15 protein-coding genes are annotated in these 18,373 nt (G+C 66.5%); 10 read left to right on the top strand and 5 right to left on the bottom strand.

Translation table 11 applies throughout. The features are described from left to right. Positions 1–29 precede the first annotated feature (29 nt). Positions 30–1,526: an aminotransferase class III-fold pyridoxal phosphate-dependent enzyme gene (locus R5H29_RS05150; protein ID WP_019661257.1), complete on the bottom strand. Its 1,497-nt coding sequence runs from the start codon at positions 1,524–1,526 to the stop codon at positions 30–32. 211 nt (positions 1,527–1,737) lie between these two features. Between R5H29_RS05150 and queA the strand changes: the two genes are divergently transcribed. The 6 genes from queA (at position 1,738) to fabV (ending at position 9,667) form a co-directional block, all read left to right on the top strand. After that, positions 1,738–2,814, top strand: coding sequence for a tRNA preQ1(34) S-adenosylmethionine ribosyltransferase-isomerase QueA (gene queA / locus R5H29_RS05145; RefSeq protein WP_111104032.1), 1,077 nt, complete (start codon positions 1,738–1,740; stop codon positions 2,812–2,814). 237 nt (positions 2,815–3,051) lie between these two features. Continuing rightward, the gene (tgt, locus tag R5H29_RS05140; protein ID WP_029379947.1) at positions 3,052–4,182 is read left to right on the top strand and encodes a tRNA guanosine(34) transglycosylase Tgt; all 1,131 of its coding nucleotides are present in this window, start codon (positions 3,052–3,054) and stop codon (positions 4,180–4,182) included. A 133-nt stretch (positions 4,183–4,315) separates the two neighbouring features. Further along, positions 4,316–4,660, top strand: coding sequence for a preprotein translocase subunit YajC (yajC, locus tag R5H29_RS05135; protein ID WP_006434333.1), 345 nt, complete (start codon positions 4,316–4,318; stop codon positions 4,658–4,660). A 61-nt stretch (positions 4,661–4,721) separates the two neighbouring features. Further along, positions 4,722–6,578, top strand: coding sequence for a protein translocase subunit SecD (gene secD, locus R5H29_RS05130; protein ID WP_058981764.1), 1,857 nt, complete (start codon positions 4,722–4,724; stop codon positions 6,576–6,578). Positions 6,579–6,593: 15 nt separating this feature from the next. Next, entirely contained in the window at positions 6,594–7,574 is a 981-nt protein-coding gene (gene secF / locus R5H29_RS05125) for a protein translocase subunit SecF (protein WP_021202635.1), read from the top strand. An 833-nt stretch (positions 7,575–8,407) separates the two neighbouring features. After that, complete coding sequence (fabV, locus tag R5H29_RS05120) at positions 8,408–9,667, top strand: enoyl-ACP reductase FabV (RefSeq protein ID WP_111099175.1); 1,260 nt, start codon at positions 8,408–8,410, stop codon at positions 9,665–9,667. A 113-nt stretch (positions 9,668–9,780) separates the two neighbouring features. Here fabV and R5H29_RS05115 read toward each other — a convergent pair whose 3' ends face one another. The 3 genes from R5H29_RS05115 to R5H29_RS05105 form a co-directional block, all read right to left on the bottom strand. Continuing rightward, positions 9,781–11,850 carry an EAL domain-containing protein gene (locus R5H29_RS05115; protein ID WP_332328867.1) on the bottom strand — a complete coding sequence of 690 codons (2,070 nt, stop codon included), beginning with the start codon at positions 11,848–11,850 and terminating at the stop codon, positions 9,781–9,783. 91 nt (positions 11,851–11,941) lie between these two features. Beyond that, a complete protein-coding gene (locus tag R5H29_RS05110) occupies positions 11,942–13,126 on the bottom strand; it encodes an NAD(P)/FAD-dependent oxidoreductase (RefSeq protein ID WP_332328866.1) in 1,185 nt (394 codons plus the stop codon). Further along, positions 13,123–13,671 carry a YaeQ family protein gene (locus R5H29_RS05105; RefSeq protein ID WP_019661265.1) on the bottom strand — a complete coding sequence of 183 codons (549 nt, stop codon included), beginning with the start codon at positions 13,669–13,671 and terminating at the stop codon, positions 13,123–13,125. Before R5H29_RS05105 ends, R5H29_RS05110 begins: the two co-directional genes overlap by 4 nt. A 125-nt stretch (positions 13,672–13,796) precedes the next feature. On the opposite strand from R5H29_RS05105, the gene R5H29_RS05100 reads away from it, so the two are divergent. Next, positions 13,797–14,675 (top strand): pseudouridine synthase, encoded by an 879-nt coding sequence (locus tag R5H29_RS05100; protein ID WP_021204711.1) that lies wholly within the window; start codon positions 13,797–13,799, stop codon positions 14,673–14,675. Between the two features lie 6 nt (positions 14,676–14,681). Here the strand turns inward: R5H29_RS05100 and R5H29_RS05095 are convergent, their stop codons facing one another. Continuing rightward, positions 14,682–15,170 (bottom strand): YaiI/YqxD family protein, encoded by a 489-nt coding sequence (locus R5H29_RS05095; protein ID WP_134730503.1) that lies wholly within the window; start codon positions 15,168–15,170, stop codon positions 14,682–14,684. A 301-nt stretch (positions 15,171–15,471) separates the two neighbouring features. Here R5H29_RS05095 and R5H29_RS05090 point away from each other — a divergent pair, with 301 nt between their 5' ends. The 3 genes from R5H29_RS05090 (at position 15,472) to R5H29_RS05080 (ending at position 18,156) form a co-directional block, all read left to right on the top strand. After that, positions 15,472–15,681, top strand: a complete 210-nt coding sequence (locus R5H29_RS05090) for a cold-shock protein (RefSeq protein WP_004153307.1) — start codon at positions 15,472–15,474, stop codon at positions 15,679–15,681. Between the two features lie 187 nt (positions 15,682–15,868). Beyond that, positions 15,869–16,558 (top strand): glutathione S-transferase family protein, encoded by a 690-nt coding sequence (locus R5H29_RS05085; protein WP_197576116.1) that lies wholly within the window; start codon positions 15,869–15,871, stop codon positions 16,556–16,558. 32 nt (positions 16,559–16,590) lie between these two features. After that, complete coding sequence (locus tag R5H29_RS05080; RefSeq protein WP_197576117.1) at positions 16,591–18,156, top strand: YdiU family protein; 1,566 nt, start codon at positions 16,591–16,593, stop codon at positions 18,154–18,156. Positions 18,157–18,373 lie beyond the last annotated feature (217 nt).

Below are 18,373 nucleotides of genomic sequence, written 5' to 3'. Positions count from 1 at the left end.
TGGCTCGACTCTACAAACGCCAAGCAGGCTTACGCGGCAGCGGCCTGTTCGCGGCGCGGGCCTTCACGCAGGGCGCGGCCGACCATCCCCACCAGCAGGTCCAGCTCCTCGCTGTCCATGCCGAAGTGCGGGGTGAAGCGCAGCGAGTTCTCGCCCCCGTGGATCACGTTGATGCCGTGCTGGCGCAGCCATTCTTCGGTGGAATTGGCGCCGTAGCACTTGAACTGCGGCGCCAGCTCGCAGGAGAACAGCAGGCCGGTACCCTGCACCTTGGTGATCAGGCCGCCCAGCTCGTTCTTCAGCTGCTCCAGCTTGCGTACGGCTTCGGCGCCACGTTCGGCGATGTTGGCGCGCACCTGTGGGGTCAGCTGGGCCAGCGTGGCGCAGGCCACGTCCAGCGCACGCGGGTTGCTGGTCATGGTGTTGCCGTAGATGCCCTTGCGGTACAGCTGCGCGGCATGCTCGGTCACCGCCAGCACCGACAGCGGGTACTGCGCGGCGTTCAGCGCCTTCGAATAGGTTTCCATGTCCGGCGGGTCCAAGCCTTCGAAGCCCGGGTAATCGACCACCGAGAGCACGCCATGCGCGCGCAGGCCGGCCTGGATCGAGTCGAGCAGCAGCAGGCTGCCATGCGCACGGGTCAGTTCGCGGGCCACGGCGTAGAACGACGGCGGCACCGAGCGGCCCGGGTCGCCTTCGCCCATCACCGGCTCCAGGAACACCGCCTCGATGAACCACTGGTTGCGTGCGGCGTCCTCGAACACCTTGCGCAGGCCGGCCTCATCGTACGGCGCCACGGTGATCACCGAATCCTCGCCACGGTAGCTGGCCAAGTGCTGCATGTAGCTCTTGCGGCTGGAATCGGAATACAGGGCAGGGCGGTCGGTACGGCCATGGAAGCTGCCCTTGACCACCACGCGCTTGATCGCAGCGCCAGCGTGGCGCGCACCCGGGTCGGTCTGCAGCTTGGCGTTGACGTCGGCGATGCGCGCGGCCAGGCCGACCGCTTCGGAGCCGGAATTCAGGCACATGAAACGGGCGAATGGGCAGCCGCCACGGCGATGGCCGATCTCGGCGCGCAGGGCGGTGATGAAGCGCTGCTGCGACAGGCTGGGGGTCATGATGTTGGCCATCACCTGCGGGCGGGCCATTGCCTCCAACACGGCGTCCGGGGTGTGCCCGAAGCCGAGCATGCCGTAGCCGCCAGCGTCGTACAGCACGGCGCCCTTCAGGGTGACCACCCACGGGCCGCGCGCAGCCAGTGCCACGTACGGGGTCACCGCGTCATCGGCGTAGAAGTTGACGAAACCATCCTGCATCGCGTCGATCTGCGCCTGTTCGTCCTGCGCCAGCAGCGGCCCCAGGTCGGCCTGCACGCGCGCGAATTCCTCGGCGGCGGCGTCCACCGCGGCGATCAGCTGCGGGTGGTTGGCGGACAGGGCGGTCAGCGTGGCGTCGTCCAGGCCGGAGGTGAGGCGGGTGCCGGGCTGGGCGCGCAGGGGGGCGAGGCGTTCGATGAAGCTCATTGCAGATCTCCTGAAACGATGGGTCGCACGGGCCTTCAAATGCAAAACGCGCGTCATCACGCGCGCTTGGGGGCAGGCTCGTGCAGCGGACTTCCAACTCGATGCTAGCACTTGTTTTTTTGCGCGATAACCCCGCAGAAACCTGCTGCATAGCAGCATTTTGCGCGACGTTCGCCGCGAAGCGCGCCGGCTCGCAGACGCTGGACGTACAATGCGCGCCATTGTCGACCTGTTGCCGCCCACTGCCTTGAAGAAGTCCGATTTCCACTACGACCTGCCGGCTGAACTGATCGCGCAGGCTCCCTTGGCCGAACGTTCCGCCAGCCGCCTGATGCTGGTGCCGGCCGCACCTGCGGCCTTCACCGATCTGCAGGTGCGCGACCTGCCGTCCCTGCTGCAGCCGGGCGACCTGCTGGTGTTCAACGACACCCGCGTGATCCCGGCGCGCCTGTTCGGGCAGAAGGCCAGCGGCGGCCGCGTGGAGATCCTGATCGAGCGCCTGCTCGGTGGCCAGCAGGCCCGTGCCCAGGTCGGCGCCAGCAAGTCGCCGAAGGCCGGCAGCCGCATTGCGCTGGATGCCGGTGGGGAGGCCGAGGTGCTGGGTCGCGACGGCGAGTTCTACGTGCTGCAGTTCCACGTGCCTGAGTCGCTGGAGCAGTGGCTGCTGCACGCCGGCCGCCTGCCGCTGCCGCCGTACATCCAGCGTGAGCCGGGCGTGGACGATCGCGAGCGCTACCAGACCGTGTTCGCGCGCGAAGTGGGCGCGGTGGCGGCACCGACCGCCGGCCTGCATTTCGACGAACCGCTGCTGGCCGCGCTGAAGGAGAAGGGCGTGGACTTCGGCCACGTCACCCTGCACGTGGGGGCGGGCACCTTCCAGCCGGTGCGCGCCGATGACCTGAAGGACCACGTGATGCACCGCGAGTGGCTGAACGTCGGCGCCGAACTGGTGCAGCAGGTGCGGCGCACGCGCGCCGCCGGCGGCCGGGTGATCGGCGTCGGCACCACCGTGGTGCGTGCGCTGGAAAGTGCGATGCGCGATGGCGAGCTGCTGCCGTTTGCCGGTGAAACGCAGATCTTCATCACCCCGGGCTACCGCATCCGCAGCGTCGACGCGATGGTGACCAACTTCCACCTGCCGGAAAGCACCCTGCTGATGATGATTTCCGCGTTTGCCGGCAAGGAGCGGGTGTTCGAGGCCTACCGGCACGCGATCGAGCAGCGCTACCGCTTCTTCAGCTACGGCGACGCGATGCTGCTGTTCCCGCAGGCGGGGGTAGGGCGCTGACCTCTGCCTGCTTGTGGTGGGTGCGCACCGTTGGTGCGCACTTGCAGGTGCCTGGAGACCAGGAAAGCCACGCATGGCGTGGCTCTACTGCCCAGGTAGATCCACACCATGCGTGATGAATCCGGTAGCCCCAGCCATCCCGGGCAAACCGCTCCGCCGGGCGTGGCCCGGCGCTACCGGAGCAGGGAGGGCGGTTTTGGGAGACAATGGGCAACTATTTGCCCGAATGACCGCTCCATGTCCCGATTGCAGTTCCAGCTCCAGACCCGCGATGGCCGTGCCCGCCGTGGCCGCCTGACCTTCCCGCGTGGCACGGTGGAAACGCCGGCCTTCATGCCGGTGGGGACCTATGGCTCGGTCAAGGGCATCCTGCCGGACCAGGTGCGGGCGCTGGGCGCCGAGATCATCCTCGGCAACACCTTCCACCTGTACCTGCGCCCGGGCCTGGACATCATCGCCGACCACGGCGGCCTGCACGGCTTCTGCCGCTGGGATGGCCCGATCCTGACCGATTCGGGTGGTTTCCAGGTGTTCTCGCTGGCCCACCGCCGCAAGATCACCGAGCAGGGCGTGACCTTCGCCTCGCCCACCGATGGTGCCCGCGTGTTCCTGGGCCCGGAAGAGAGCATGAAGATCCAGAAGGTGCTCGATTCGGACGTGGTGATGATCTTCGACGAGTGCACCCCTTATCCGGCCACCGAGGATGTGGCGCGCCGCTCGATGGAGCTGAGCCTGCGCTGGGCCCAGCGCAGCCGCAACGCGCATGACGAGCTGGGCAACGATGCGGCCCTGTTCGGCATCGTCCAAGGGGGCGTGCACACCGACCTGCGCAGCCGCTCGGCCGAGGCCCTGCAGGCGATCGGCTTCGACGGGTATGCCATCGGCGGCCTGGCCGTGGGCGAGCCGGAGCACGAGCGCAACGCCATGCTGGACCACCTGGACCCGGAGCTGCCGGGTGACCGCCCGCGCTACCTGATGGGCGTGGGACGGCCGGAGGACCTGGTCGAGGGTGTCGCACGTGGCGTGGACATGTTCGACTGCGTGATGCCGACCCGCAATGCGCGCAACGGCCATTATTTCACCTCGTTCGGCACCGTCCGCATCCGTAATTCCCAGTACGCGCGCGACATGGACCCGATCGAGCCGGGCTGCGGCTGCGTGGCCTGCACCGGTGGCTATACCCGTTCCTACCTGCGCCACCTGGACCGCTGCAACGAGATGCTGGCGCCGATGCTGGGCACCCTGCACAACCTGTTCTATTACGAAAAGCTCATGGCCGACATCCGTGCGGCCATCGAGGCGGGAACCTTCCTGGCCTTCCGTGAGTCTTTCTACGCGGCACGCGGGGCGGTGGCCCCGCCCCTCTAACCCGGACGCCCCCTGCCAAACGGTCCAAGGACGAACGCCCGGGGCCGTGGCATACTTCAAGGCTGACCCAGATCCGCGGTCGACACCCCCGCCCCTGAAGGGACGGGAGCGCCGCCCAACCAAAGGACCAACGATGAACCTGCTTGCTTTCCTGATTCCCGCCGCCCACGCCCAGGCCGCCGGCGGCCAACCGCAGGGCATGGGCCTGACCACGCTGCTGTTCCCGATCATCCTGATCGCCATCATGTACTTCCTGATGATCCGCCCGCAGATGAAGCGGCAGAAGGAGCACAAGGCCATGCTGGAGAAGATCAAGCGTGGCGATGAAGTGCTGACCAACGGCGGCATCGCCGGCATCGTCACCGACATCGGCGACAACTTCATCACCATTGAAGTGGCTGACAACGTGCGCATCCGCGTGCAGAAGGGCGCTGTCGGCAACGTGCTGCCGGCCGGTACCCTGAAGTCGGCCCAGTAAGCCACTCCCTTTCCGAAGCACAACCGCGGCGCCGGGGATGGCGCCGCGCGGGACCCAAGCAATGCTCGAATTTCCACGCTGGAAGTACGTCGTCATCCTGATCGTACTGGCGCTCAGCGCGCTGTACGCGCTGCCCAACATCTACCAGAAGGACCCGGCCATCCAGATCACCGCCAACCGTGGCGGGCAGATCGACGATGCGCTGCGCGACCGTGTGCTGGCCGACCTGAAAAAGGCCGGCATCGCCACCATCGGTGCCGAAAAGGAAGGGGAAAGCCTGATCGTCCGCCTGTCGGACCTGAAGTCGCAATCCGCTGCCAGCGACGTCCTGCGTGACACCGTCGGCGAGAAGTACACCGTGGCGCTGAACCTGGCTTCGACCGTGCCGGACTGGCTGGCCAACCTCGGCGGTCGCCCGATGGTGCTGGGCCTGGACCTGCAGGGCGGCGTGCATTTCGTGCTGCAGGTCGACCAGAAGGCTGCCCTCGACAAGCGCCTGGATGCCTATACCGAAGACGTGCGCAGCACGCTGCGCGACGCCCGCATTCCGTACCAGTCGGTGGAACGCCGTGCCGACAACAGCATCGTGGCCAACCTGAGCCCGTCCGCCGGCGACGACGCCGCGCAGCGTGCGCGCGCCGCCCTGGTGAAGGCGCAGCCGACGCTGGGCTATGACGTCAGTGGCAACCGCATCACGGTCACCGTGCCGGAGACCGAGATCACCCAGATCGCCAATGGCGCCATCGAGCAGAACATCAACACCCTGCGCAACCGTGTGAACCAGTTGGGCGTGGCCGAACCGATCATCCAGCGGCAGGGTGCGGACCGCGTGGTCGTGCAGCTGCCGGGTGTGCAGGACACCGCCGAAGCCAAGCGCATGATCGGCGCCACCGCCACCCTGGAGTACCGCGCGGTGGTCGAGGGCAATGCGCAGGACGCCATCAATTCCGGCCGCATCCCGCCGGAGGCGAAGGTGTACCAGCGTCGTGACGGCCTGGGCCCGGTGCTGCTGAACAAGCGCGTGATCGTCACCGGTGACCAGATGGTCGGCGCGCAGGCGGTGACCGATCCGAACAGTGGCTCTCCGGCCGTCAGCGTGACGCTGAACAATGTCGGCGGCCAGCGCATGTTCGACTTCACCAGCGCCAACGTGAACAAGCCGATGGCGGTGGTCTACACCGAGCGCGTGCCGACCGTGACCGTCGTCGACGGCCAGGAAGTGCGTGGCTTCAAGGTCAACGAGGAAGTGATCTCGGTGGCCAACATCAATGGTGTGTTCGGCAAGAACTTCCAGACCACCGGCCTGCAGAAGAAGGAAGCCGAGGACCTGGCCAAGCTGCTGAAGTCGGGTTCGCTGGCTGCGCCGATGGACTTCGTCGAAGAGCGCGTGGTCGGCCCGAGCCTGGGCGCCGAGAACGTCAAGAACGGCATGCGCGCGGTCGTGTTCGCATTCCTGTTCACCCTGGTGTTCTTCAGCATCTACTACCGCATGTTCGGTGTGATCACGTCGGCGGCGATGCTGTTCAACCTGCTGATCGTGGTGGCGGTGATGTCGCTGTTCGGCGCGACCATGACCCTGCCGGGCTTCGCCGGCCTGGCGTTGTCGGTCGGCCTGTCGGTGGACGCCAACGTGCTGATCAACGAGCGTATCCGAGAAGAGCTGCGTGCCGGCGTGCCGGGCAAGACCGCGATCGTGACCGGTTACGAGCGTGCTTCGGGCACCATCCTCGACGCCAACCTGACCGGCCTGATCGTCGGTGTGGCGCTGTTTGCATTCGGTACCGGTCCGCTGAAGGGCTTCGCGCTGACCATGATCATCGGTATTTTCGCCTCCATGTTCACCGCGATCACCGTGTCGCGTGCGCTGGCGACGCTGATCTACGGCCGCCGCAAGAAGCTCCAGAACGTGGCCATCTGACGGGACGACACGCACATGAAACTGTTTCCGCTGCACATCCTCCCGAACGACACCAAGATCGACTTCATGCGCTGGCGCCATGTCGCCATGGCAGTCACCATCGTGGTGTTCCTGGCCTCGGTCGCCATCATCGGCATCAAGGGCTTCAACTACGCACTGGACTTCACCGGCGGCACCCTGATCGAAGCCCGCTTCGACAAGGCGGTGGACGTCGAGCAGGTCCGCACCAAGCTCGAGCAGAACGGCTTCGAAGGCGCGCAGGTGCAGAGCGTCGGTGGCAACACCGATCTGCTCATCCGCCTGGCGCCGCACGGCGAGCATGCGCCGGGCACCGGTGATGCCGCTGCCGAGGACAAGGCCACTGCCGCTGCCGTGGTGAAGGCACTGTCCACGGCTGACAACCAGGCCACCGTGCTGCGCAACGAGTTCGTCGGCCCGCAGATCGGCAAGGACCTGGCGATGAATGGCCTGTACGCCACCATCTTCATGCTGGCCGGCTTCCTGATCTACATCGCGGTGCGCTTCGAATGGAAGTTCGCGGTCACCGCCAGCATCGTGGCGATGTTCGACCTGATCGTGACGGTGGCTTACGTGTCCCTGCTGGGCCGTGAGTTCGACCTGACCGTGCTGGCCGGCCTGCTCTCGGTGATGGGCTTTGCGATCAACGACATCATCGTGGTCTTCGACCGCGTCCGCGAGAACTTCCGCAGCCTGCGCGTGGACTCGATGGAAGTGCTGAACCGCTCGATCAACCAGACGCTGTCGCGTACGGTGATCACCGCGGTGATGTTCTTCCTGTCCGCGCTGGCCCTGTACCTGTACGGTGGCAGCTCGATGGAAGGCCTGGCCGAGACGCACATGATCGGTGCAGTGATCGTGGTGCTGTCCTCGATCCTGGTGGCGGTGCCGATGCTGACGATCGGTTTCCTGCGCGTCAGCAAGCAGGACCTGCTGCCGAAGGCGAAGGACGTCGAGGCCCTGGCCCGTCGCCCGTAAGCGTCCCGCTGCACGCAACACGCAGAGAACCCCGCGCAAGCGGGGTTTTTTGTTGGCAGGGCTTGCAGCCCTGCACCTGCAGAGGCAACAGTAACAGCAACAGCAACAGCAACAGCAACAGCGGGCATTCCGTGGATTGGTGGGGCGGGGGGGGGGGGGGGGGGGGGGGGGGGCGGCGGCCGGCCGGGCGGGGGTGCGGGGGCGCCGCAATTACGTCCCTGTAGGCTTGGCAGCCGCTTGCTCGTGCGCGCAGTCCTGCGCGCACGGCAAGACCGGGGGTGGGCGTCCTGCCCAACCCGCCCGAGGCATGCCTCGGGCCCATGCGGCTGACACCCCGCACTCCGACACCGCCCCACCTCTGACAGATCCCCACGGCTGTGGGTAGGTGTCGACCTTGGTCGACACATTTGTCAGATATCGAAACAATTCTGGGGTCAGATCCGTTTTCCTTCGAAAAACGGATCTGACCCCAAGAGCTGTTCCGACAGATCGCGGAAGACTGTCAAAGGCGGGGTGGGTCCGGTTGCGGGGGTGTCCGCGGCATGGATGCCGCGGCCAAGCCCCCATGGACGGGTTAACGGCGTCCCCCTCAACCGGACCCACCCCGGCATCCCTCAGTAGCCCGGCTTTTGACGTTGCTGTTGAGGTTGCCGGCCAGCGGCCGGCACTACCGCAGGTGCAGGGTGCAACCCTGCAAAGAAACCCCACCCTACGCCAGCGTCGGTTGTGCATTCGGCCCCCGCACACTACGATCCTGCGGTTCGCGCGCACAGGCGCGCGCCCGTATTCCTGCTGAGCGCCCCGTGCGCCGCATCTGCCAACCCGAGGTATCCATGGTCATCAAACCGCGTGTCCGCGGCTTCATCTGCGTCACTACCCACCCGACTGGCTGCGAAGCCGCGGTCAAGCAGCAGATCGACTACATCCGCGCGCGCCCGCCGATCCAGAACGGCCCCAAGCGCGTGCTGGTGATCGGCGCCTCCACCGGCTACGGCTTGGCCGCACGCATTACCGCCGCGTTCGGCAGTGGCGCGGCAACGCTGGGCATCTTCTTCGAACGCCCGGGCAGTGAATCCAAGCCGGGTACCGCCGGCTGGTACAACTCGGCCGCGTTCCACAAGTACGCCGACGAAGCCGGCCTGTATGCCAAGAGCATCAACGGCGATGCCTTCTCCGATGAGGTGAAGGCGAAAACCATCGAGATGATCAAGGCCGATCTCGGCCAGGTCGACCAGGTCGTGTACAGCCTGGCTGCACCGCGCCGCAAGCACCCCAAGACCGGCGAGATCATCAGCTCCACGCTGAAGCCGATCGGCGAGCCGATCACCCTGCGTGGCCTGGATACCGACAAGGAAGTGATCACCGAGACCACTCTGCAGCCTGCCACGCCGGAAGAGATCGCCGGCACCGTTGCGGTGATGGGTGGCGAAGACTGGCAGATGTGGATCGACGCGCTGGCCGATGCCGGCGTGCTGGCCAACGGCTGCACCACCACGGCCTTCACCTACGTGGGCGAAGAGATCACCCAGGCGATTTACTGGAACGGCTCGATCGGCGCCGCCAAGAAGGACCTGGACACCAAGGTGCTGGGCCTGCGCGAGAAGCTGGCGAAAATCGGCGGCGACGCGCGCGTGTCGGTGCTGAAGGCCGTGGTGACCCAGGCCAGCTCGGCCATTCCGACCATGCCGCTGTACCTGTCGCTGCTGTTCAAGGTGATGAAGGAAAAGGGTACCCACGAAGGCTGCATCGAGCAGCTTGACGTGCTGTACGACATCCTTTACGGCGGCAGGGCCGATGGCACGGCGGTCGACCGCCTGCGCCACGATCTGGTCGATGGCGATGGCCACACCGTTGCGCTGGTCGACGAGGAAGGCCGCCTGCGTGCCGACTACAAGGAAATGGCGGCGGACGTGCAGGGCAAGGTGGTCGCGCTGTGGCCGCAGGTGACCAACGAGAACCTGTACGAAATCAGCGACCTGGCCGGTTACAAGGCCGACTTCCTGCGCCTGTTCGGTTTTGGCGTGGAGGGCGTCGACTACGAGGCCGACGTCAATCCGGACGTGAAGATCGACAACCTGGTCGACATGACCTGATCAACGAAAAGGCCGGCGAAAGCCGGCCTTCTCTTTGTGTAGAGCCGAGCCATGCTCGGCTGCTCTTCGCTTGAGTCCCGCAGCCGAGCATGGCTCGGCTCTACAGAGAGGCATCACCCAAACTCGAACCCCATCTCCGGCAACGCCGGGCCGACGAAATCGCCCTGCACGTAATCCACGCCGGCACTGAACAGCAGGGTCATCGAATTGGCGTCGCTGACGAACTCGGCGATGGTGCGGATACCGGCCTCCTGCGCGCGTGCGGTGATTTGGCTGATGCGATCGATGTTCTCGCGGGTGGCCGCCAGATCGTTGGTGAAACCGCGGTCGAGCTTGAGGAACTGTGGCTGGAAGTGGGCCAGCAGCTGGAACGAATCCAGTCCGGAACCGAACTGTTCCAGGCCGATGCGGCAGCCCAGTGGCGCCACTTCGGCGAGGAACTGCTGCGCACTGCGCAGGTGGGTGAACACCTTCGCTTCCGGCGCATGCAGCCACAGCCGTTCGCCGGGTACACCCTGCGCCTGCAGCTCGCGGCGCAGGGTGGCGATCATCTGCGGGTCATCGAACGATTCCGGCGTGACCTTCACCAGCACCTGGGGGGCATGACCCGCACGCGCGCGTTCACCCAGCACCGCGATCGCCTGCGAGACCACCCAGCGGTTGATGTCGGCCAGCAGCCCGTGTTCTTCGGCGATGCCCAGGAACGCGGTCGGGCTCAGCAGTTCGCCATTGTGTTCCAGGCGCAGGTAGGCCTCGTAAAGCTCCAGTGGCTCGCCCTGCAGGTTCAGCACCGGCTGGTAGTGCAGCTGGAAGCCGTCGCCAGCCAGCGCCTCGCGGATGCGGGCGACCCAGCGCAGCACGCGCTCTTCCTCGACCCGGTCGGCGGCGGCCGGGTCGAAGATGCGGCAGGTGTTGCCCAGTTCGGCGGCGGCCTGCGTGCATTCGCTCGCGCGTGCCAGCACCTGGCCGATGCTGGCGATCTTCTCGCCCACCTGCACGCCACCGATGCTGACCGTTACCGTGGCCGAACGCGCGCCGATGCTGAAGACGTGTGCGGCGTAGGCTTCGCGGATGCGCTCGGCCAGCGCCACGGTCTGCGCGTAGGGCCCGGCCTGCAACACGGCAAAATTGTGTTCGCCGAAGCGGGCCAGTTGCGCGTCCGCGCCAACTACTTCGGCCAGCAGGCCTGCGAGGGCGCCGATCAGCGTATCGGCCGAGGCCAGGCCGATGTCCGGCAGCAGGCGCGCATAGTGGTCCGGCTCGATCAGCAGCAGTCCGAACTGGCCCTCGCTGCGCCCGGCCTGGGCCACTGCGCTTTCCAACTGCAGCATGAAGGTCGGTCGGTTGAGCAGGCCGGTCACCTGGTCACGCTGGCGCAGGTCCTCGACCTCGCGTGCCAACTCGGGATCGAACTCCATGCGGCGGCGGAGCACCACCTGCAGGCAGGATTCGCCCTCGTAGGTGGCGGCGGTGAATTCCATCGTCGCCGGGAACGCACTGCCATCCTGGTGGCGCGCGTCAAGCTGGTACTGCGGCGGCGGCGCTTCGCCGCGGCTGAGGCCCTTCAGCAGCTGCTTGAAGCCTTCCACGTGCTGCGCGGCAACCATGTCCAGCAGCGAGATGCCTTCGATATCGTCGAAATGCTCGTAACCGAACATCTCCAGGTAAGCGTCGTTGGCACGGATGTGCATGCCTTCATGCACGTAGGCGATGGGATCGCGCGAGGAGGCAATCAGCGCATCGCAGCGGCGCTCGGTCTCACGCATCTGCGCCTCGATGCGGCGCAGGCCACGCCGTGCCTGCAGGTCCACCCACTGGTCACGGACCACGGCCAGCAGGTGCTCGGAACGCTGGCGCAGGGCGAGGGCACGGATGCCATGGCTGCTGGCCTGTACCAGTTCGTCTTCGTCGATGCGCTCGGCCAGCAGTACCAGCGGAATATCCTTGCCGCTGGCGGCAATATGCTGGGCCACCAGCGGCAGCGGAATGCCCTGCGAAGGCGAGGCCAGCACCAGGTCGATGGCCTGGCTGGCCAGCACCTGGGCCAGCTCGGCAGCATCCTGCGGGCGCCACGGACGCACCGCGATGCCGCTGTTGCGCAGGGTGCTGACGATGGCTTCGGCATTCTCGCCGCTGTCATCGACGATCAGCAGGCGGATGGTGATGTCGTTCGCGTTCTGCATGCACTGCTCCCCAATCTGCGAATCTAGATACACGATGCGCGGCGAACCGTCCATGCGCGCACCCCTTGCGCGCAACGAACGGCGATGTGGTTCACACCACGCCACCGGCTGCGTGGCCGCTGGCCCAGGCCCACTGGAAGTTGTAGCCGCCCAGCCAGCCGGTCACATCCAGCACCTCGCCGACGAAATGCAGGCCGGGTACGCGCTTGGATTCCATTGTCGAGGACGACACCTCGGCGGTATCCACGCCGCCCAGGGTGACTTCGGCGGTGCGATAGCCCTCGGTGCCGCTGGCCACCAGCGGGAACGCGCCCAGCAGCTGCGCGGCCTGGCGCAGCACCGGCTCGTCCAGCTGACGCACCGGGCGGTCCGGCAGCCAGTGCTCGCACAGGCGCTGCGCCAGCCGCTTGGGCATCACGTCGCCCAGCACGGTGCGCAGCTCGGCGGCGGGCCGCTCGCGCTTCATCTGGCGCAGCCACTCGCCCGCATCCTGGCCCGGCAACAGGTCCAGCTCCAGCGCATCGCCGGGCTGCCAGAACGACGAAATCTGCAGGATGGCCGGGCCGCTCACGCCGCGGTGGGTCAGCAGCATGAAGTTCTGGAAACTCTTTCCGTTGCAGCGCGCCTCGACCGGCAGTGCGACGCCGCTGAGGTCGGCCAGCCGCTCCTGGTGCTTGCCGCTGAGCGTGAGCGGCACCAGTCCTGCGTGGGTCGGCAACACCTCGTGGCCGAACTGGCGGGCAATCTCGTAGCCAAAGCCGGTGGCGCCCATGCTCGGAATCGACAGGCCGCCGGTGGCAACCACCAGCGAGGCGCAGTGGAACAGCCCCTGCGTGGTGTGCACGTGGAACCCGTCGCTGCCGTGCTCGATGCGCTGCACGCTGCATTCGGTGCGGATCTGGGCACCGGCCGCCTGGCATTCGTCCACCAGCATCTTCACGATCTGCTTGGACGAAATGTCGCAGAACAGCTGGCCCAGTTCCTTTTCGTGATAGGCGATGCCGTGCTTGCTGACCAGCTCGATGAAGTGCCAGGGCGTGTAGCGCGCCAGCGCCGACTTGCAGAAGTGCGGGTTGGCCGACAGGAAGTTGGCCGGGGTGGTGCCGGTGTTGGTGAAGTTGCAGCGGCCGCCGCCGGACATCAGGATCTTCTTGCCGACCTTGTTGGCATGGTCGATCACCTGCACCTGGCGACCGCGCTGGCCAGCCGTGATCGCGGTCATCAGCCCGGCCGCGCCGGCGCCGATGACCACCACGTCGCAGCGGATCGTGCTCATGCCTTGGCGCGCTTGCGCCAATTCGGGATCACGTCGAGCTGCATCTGATCGTTGAGCAGCTGCACTTCACCGTCCTGGATCAGCACGCTCCAGCGCATCGCGCGCTGGATCTGCTGGCCCCACAGTTCGACGAAGGCACCATCGAGGTCAACCACCGACAGGTTGTCGAAGCGCGCCAGGCCCTTGCCCTGCTTGCCCCACCAGATTTCCGAGGCGTTGCCGCCGTAATTGACCACCTGCACCTGTCGGCTGCGGTTGCTGGCCTTGCGGATGCGGGTTTCGTCGGGATGGCCCAGGTCGATCCATTGCAGGATGTCGCCAGTGTAGTCGTGTTCCCACAGGTCCGGCTCATCGTCGGTACTCAGGCCGCGGCCGAATTCCAGGCGGTCGCCGGCGTTCAGCGCGAAGGCGAGCAGGCGCACCATCAATCGTTCGTCGGTCTCGGACGGGTGCTGGGCCAGGGTCAGGTTGTGGGTCGCGTAGTAGCCGCGATCCATGTCGCTGATCTGCAGTTCGGCCTTGCGGATGGTGGCGGTAAGAGCCATGGGGGATCCGTGGACTAAAGACGTCAATGATAGAGGTTTGCTCGAAGGGTGTCCGTTGCCGGGCTGTCTGCGCAGCGTCAACGGTGGCACTCTTGGCGCTCTTTCCCGTGGCCGGAATGGACGCCATGACCCTGCCCAGCCACCTGCAGCTGCCCCCCGGCCACTGGCCCAGCCTGCTCGATGGCCTGTGCGCGCGTTTCCCGCGCATCGGTCGCGCGCAATGGCAGGACCGCTTCGCCCGAGGCCGTGTGCAGGATGCGCAGGGCAGGGCACTGGCGCCGGACATGCCCTGGCAGGTGGGGCTGGAAATCCAGTACTTCCGCGAGGTTGCCGACGAGCCGGTGATTCCCTTCGCCGAGACCCTCCTGCATCTGGATGAGCACCTGCTGGTGGCCGACAAGCCGCACTTCCTGCCGGTAACGCCGGCCGGTGGGTATGTGCGCGAAACCCTGCTGTCGCGCCTGGTCGCCCGCACCGGCAACACGGATCTGGTACCACTGCACCGCCTGGACCGGCTCACGGCGGGGCTGGTGTTGTTTTCGACCCAGCCGGCGACACGCGATGCCTATCAGCGCTTGTTCCGCGAGCGCCGCATTGAAAAGACCTACGAGGCGCTGGCACCGGCGCTGCCTGGGCTGGCGTTCCCGCTGCTGCGGCACAGCCGGCTGGCGCCAGACGAGCCGTTCTTCCGCATGGCTGAAGTGCCGGGCGAGCCCAATGCGCGCAGCCGGGTCGAACTGGTCGAAGCCGAGGGGGCGATCTGGCGCTACCGGCTGCTGCCGGAAACCGGCCGCAAGCACCAGCTGCGGGTGCACATGGCGATGCTGGGTGCGCCCATCGTGGGCGACGACCTGTATCCGCAGCTCAGAGTGCGCCCGGAGGGGGCGGACGAGCCGCCCCTGCAGCTGCTGGCGCAGGGCTTGGCCTTCAATGATCCGTTGAGCGGGGAGCGACGGCGCTTCCGCAGCCAGCACCGCTTGGTGCTGCCGGGTCAGGGCGACTAGGCCCGTTCAGCGGGCCGGTCGCCGCGCCAGCCAGCGGTCCAGCTCGGCGGCGAACAGCTGCCGGTCGCGCGGGCCCAGCGGCGGCGGGCCGCCGGTCTGCACCCCGGCGCCGCGCAGTTCCTCCATGAAATTGCGCATCGACAGCCGCTCGGCCATGTTGTTCGGGGTGTACAGCTGACCGCGCGGGTTCAGCGCCACGGCCTTCTTCTCCAGCACCAGCGCGGCCAGCGGAATGTCCTGGGTGACGACCAGGTCTCCAGCGGCGACCCGTTCGACGATGGCGCTGTCGGCCACGTCCAGGCCTTGGGGGACCTGGATCGAGCGCAACCAGCGCGACGGCGGGGTGCGGATCCACTGGTTGGCAACCAGGGTCAGTTCGATCCCGACCCGTTCAGCGGCCCGGAACAGGATGTCGCGAATGACGGCGGGGCAGGCGTCCGCGTCCACCCAGATACGGGGGAGGGCCAGTTCAGCTTGGGTTTCAGCTTCAGTCATTTACCCAGTGTAGGGTAGGAAAATCCTGAATGGGGGCTCAGGGTTAGCCTCGACCGGCTGCCAGCCCTTGCCACGTCTAGGGGGCGGGGCCAGCCCATGAACGCCCCGGCTATCGCTTTTTGCAGAAAACACGCGTATCGTTGGCCCCACTGTGTTTGCTAGGGTCACCGTGAATCGTGGCCTGGTGCAGTTGATCTCACGATCCGCTCATCGATCCGCTTTACCAACGCCTGCAACTCAGTCTCGGCCCCGATACCCGGTGGCTGCGATTTTTTCAACATGTGTTTCAGGAGTTAGTCAAATGTCTGATCGTCAGACCGGCACCGTCAAGTGGTTCAACGACGCCAAGGGCTTCGGCTTCATCACCCCGGAAAGCGGCCCGGACCTGTTCGTGCACTTCCGTGCCATCCAGGGCACCGGCTTCAAGACCCTGCAGGAAGGCCAGAAGGTTACCTTCATCGCCGTCCAGGGTCAGAAGGGTATGCAGGCTGACCAGGTGCAGGCGGTCTAATCCGTCTGCTGCCGTTTGGTAGCCAGAACGCCGGAAGCGAGAGCTTCCGGCGTTTTTTATTGCCCGTTGTTTTTTTGTAGAGTCGAGCCACGCTCGACTGCTCTCAAAGCCAGTCGAGCATGGCTCGACTCTACAAAGGGCATGCACTGCGCGCGGTACGATGTGGGCCTCCCCAAGGATCATCCCCATGCGCATTGTCCATCACTTGGAAAACTCCCGTTCCCTGCGCGTGTTGTGGATGCTGGAGGAGCTGGGGCTGGACTACGAACTGCGCCGTTATCCCCGTGATCCGAAGACGCTGCTGGCACCGCCCGAGCTGCGCAACGTGCATCCGCTGGGCAAGTCGCCGGTGCTGCAGGATGGCGAGCTGGTACTGGCCGAGTCCGGCGCGATCCTCGACTACCTCGCTGACCGCTACGACACGCAGCGCCAGCTGTCGCCGTCACCGATGCCGGCCGATGGTGCCGAACGGATCGCTTATCGCTACTGGCTGCACTACGCCGAAGGTTCGGCGATGCCGCCGCTGCTGTTGACCCTGGTGATGGGCCGCATCCGCAACGCGCCGATGCCGTTCTTCGCCCGCCCGATCGCGCGCAGCATCGCCGACAAGGCCGAGCGCGGCTTCATTGGTCCGCAGCGGCGCCTGCACCTGGACTGGATGGAGCGTCGCCTGGCCGAAAGTCCCTGGTTCGCGGGTGATCGGTTCAGCGCAGCCGACATCCAGATGAGCTTTCCGATCCAGGCTGCGGCCGCGCGCGGCGGTGGCCTCGACGACAAGCCGGCGCTGCGCGGCTTCCTCAAGCGCATTGGCGAGCGCCCGGCCTACCAGCGCGCCGAGGCCCACGGTGGACATCTGCAGGCGCTGAGCGGCAATTGAGGCCGTCGGCCGTCGCCCCCATCTTCAACACCATGGATAACGACAGCCCCCGTTTCGACAATCGCCTGCTGAATGCCCTGCCGGGTGACCCAGAGTCCGGCCCGCGTAGGCGTGAAGTGCTGGGCGCCGCCTGGTCGCCGGTGATGCCGACGCCCGTGGCGGCGCCCACGCTGTTGGCCTGGTCGCCGGAGGTGGCCGCGATGCTCGGCTTCGATGCCGATGAAGTGGAGAGCGATGGCTTCGCCGATGTGTTCGGTGGCAATGCGCTGTACCCCGGCATGCAGCCGTGGGCGGCCAATTATGGCGGGCATCAGTTCGGCCACTGGGCGGGGCAGCTGGGTGATGGCCGCGCGATCTCGCTGGGCGAACTGGTCGCACCCGATGGGTGTCATTGGGAGCTGCAGCTGAAGGGTGCCGGCCCCACCCCGTATTCGCGGGGCGCCGATGGCCGCGCGGTGCTGCGCTCGTCCATCCGCGAATTCCTGTGCAGCGAGGCCATGCACCACCTGGGCGTGCCGACCACGCGCGCGTTGTCGCTGGTCGGCACCGGCGAAGACGTGGTGCGTGACATGTTCTACGACGGTCATCCCCGCGCCGAACCCGGCGCCATCGTGTGCCGTGTATCGCCGTCGTTCCTGCGCTTCGGCTCATTCGAACTGCCGGCCTCGCGTGGTGAAACTGGCTTGTTGCGGCAGCTGGTCGACGCGTGCATCGCCCGCGACTTTCCGGAGCTCGAAGGGCAGGGCGAGGCGCTGTACGGTGACTGGTTCGCGCAGAGCGCGGTGCGCACTGCCGAGATGATCGCGCACTGGATGCGCGTCGGCTTCGTGCATGGCGTGATGAACACCGACAACCTGTCCGTGCTAGGCCTGACGCTGGATTACGGTCCCTATGGATGGGTCGAGGACTTCGATCCGGACTGGACGCCGAACACCACCGATGCCCAAGGCCGGCGCTATCGTTTCGGCACCCAACCGCAGGTGGCGTACTGGAACCTGAGCCGACTGGCGCAGGCGTTGTCGCCATTGTTTGCCGATGTCGAACCGTTGCAAGCGGGACTGGCGGCGTACCAGTCCACGTTCGTTGCCTGCACCCGTCGCGATGCAGCGGCCAAGCTCGGCCTGGCAGCGGCGGATGATGAGGACCTGCAGCTCTACCTGCGCTGGCAGCAGCTGATGCAGGACGGCAGCATGGACATGACGCTGGCCTGGCGCGCGCTGATGCGCGTTGATCCAACGTCGCCCGATGTGGGCGTGCTTGACGCGGTGTACTACGACGAGGCGCGCCAGCAGTCGGTGCAGGCACCGCTGCAGCAGTGGTTGCAGGACTACGCGGCGCGACTGCGCGTGGATCCGCTGTCGGCCAGCGAGCGCACGGCGAAAATGGCCGCGGCCAATCCGCTGTACGTGCTACGCAACTGGCTGGCCCAGGAGGCCATCGATCGCGCCGAGCAGGGCGACCTGGGCGGTGTTCACGCATTGCAGGACGTACTGCGTGACCCGTATACCGAACGCGCCGGGCTGGAGCACTTTGCCGGCAAGCGCCCGGCGTGGGCCGACAACCGCGCCGGCTGCTCGATGCTGTCCTGCAGTTCCTGAGGGTGGGTTTCGGCAGGGCTGCGCCCTGCACCTGCAGAGGCAAGGGCCGAATCCAAAGCCAAAGCCAGAGCCAAAGCCAGAGCCAAAGCCAGAGCCAAAGCGGCTCTGGATTGTCGATGGTCTGGCGGGGCGGTGTGGGGCTGCAGGACACGCCGTAAACCCATCCTTGGGGGCTCGATGGCCCCATCCAGGGCGCCAACGGTCCTGCAGCCCCACA

The organism is Stenotrophomonas sp. A3_2 (genome assembly GCF_036624925.1).
GTDB lineage: Bacteria > Pseudomonadota > Gammaproteobacteria > Xanthomonadales > Xanthomonadaceae > Stenotrophomonas > Stenotrophomonas hibiscicola.
This window is presented reverse-complemented; position numbering and strand designations above follow the sequence as displayed.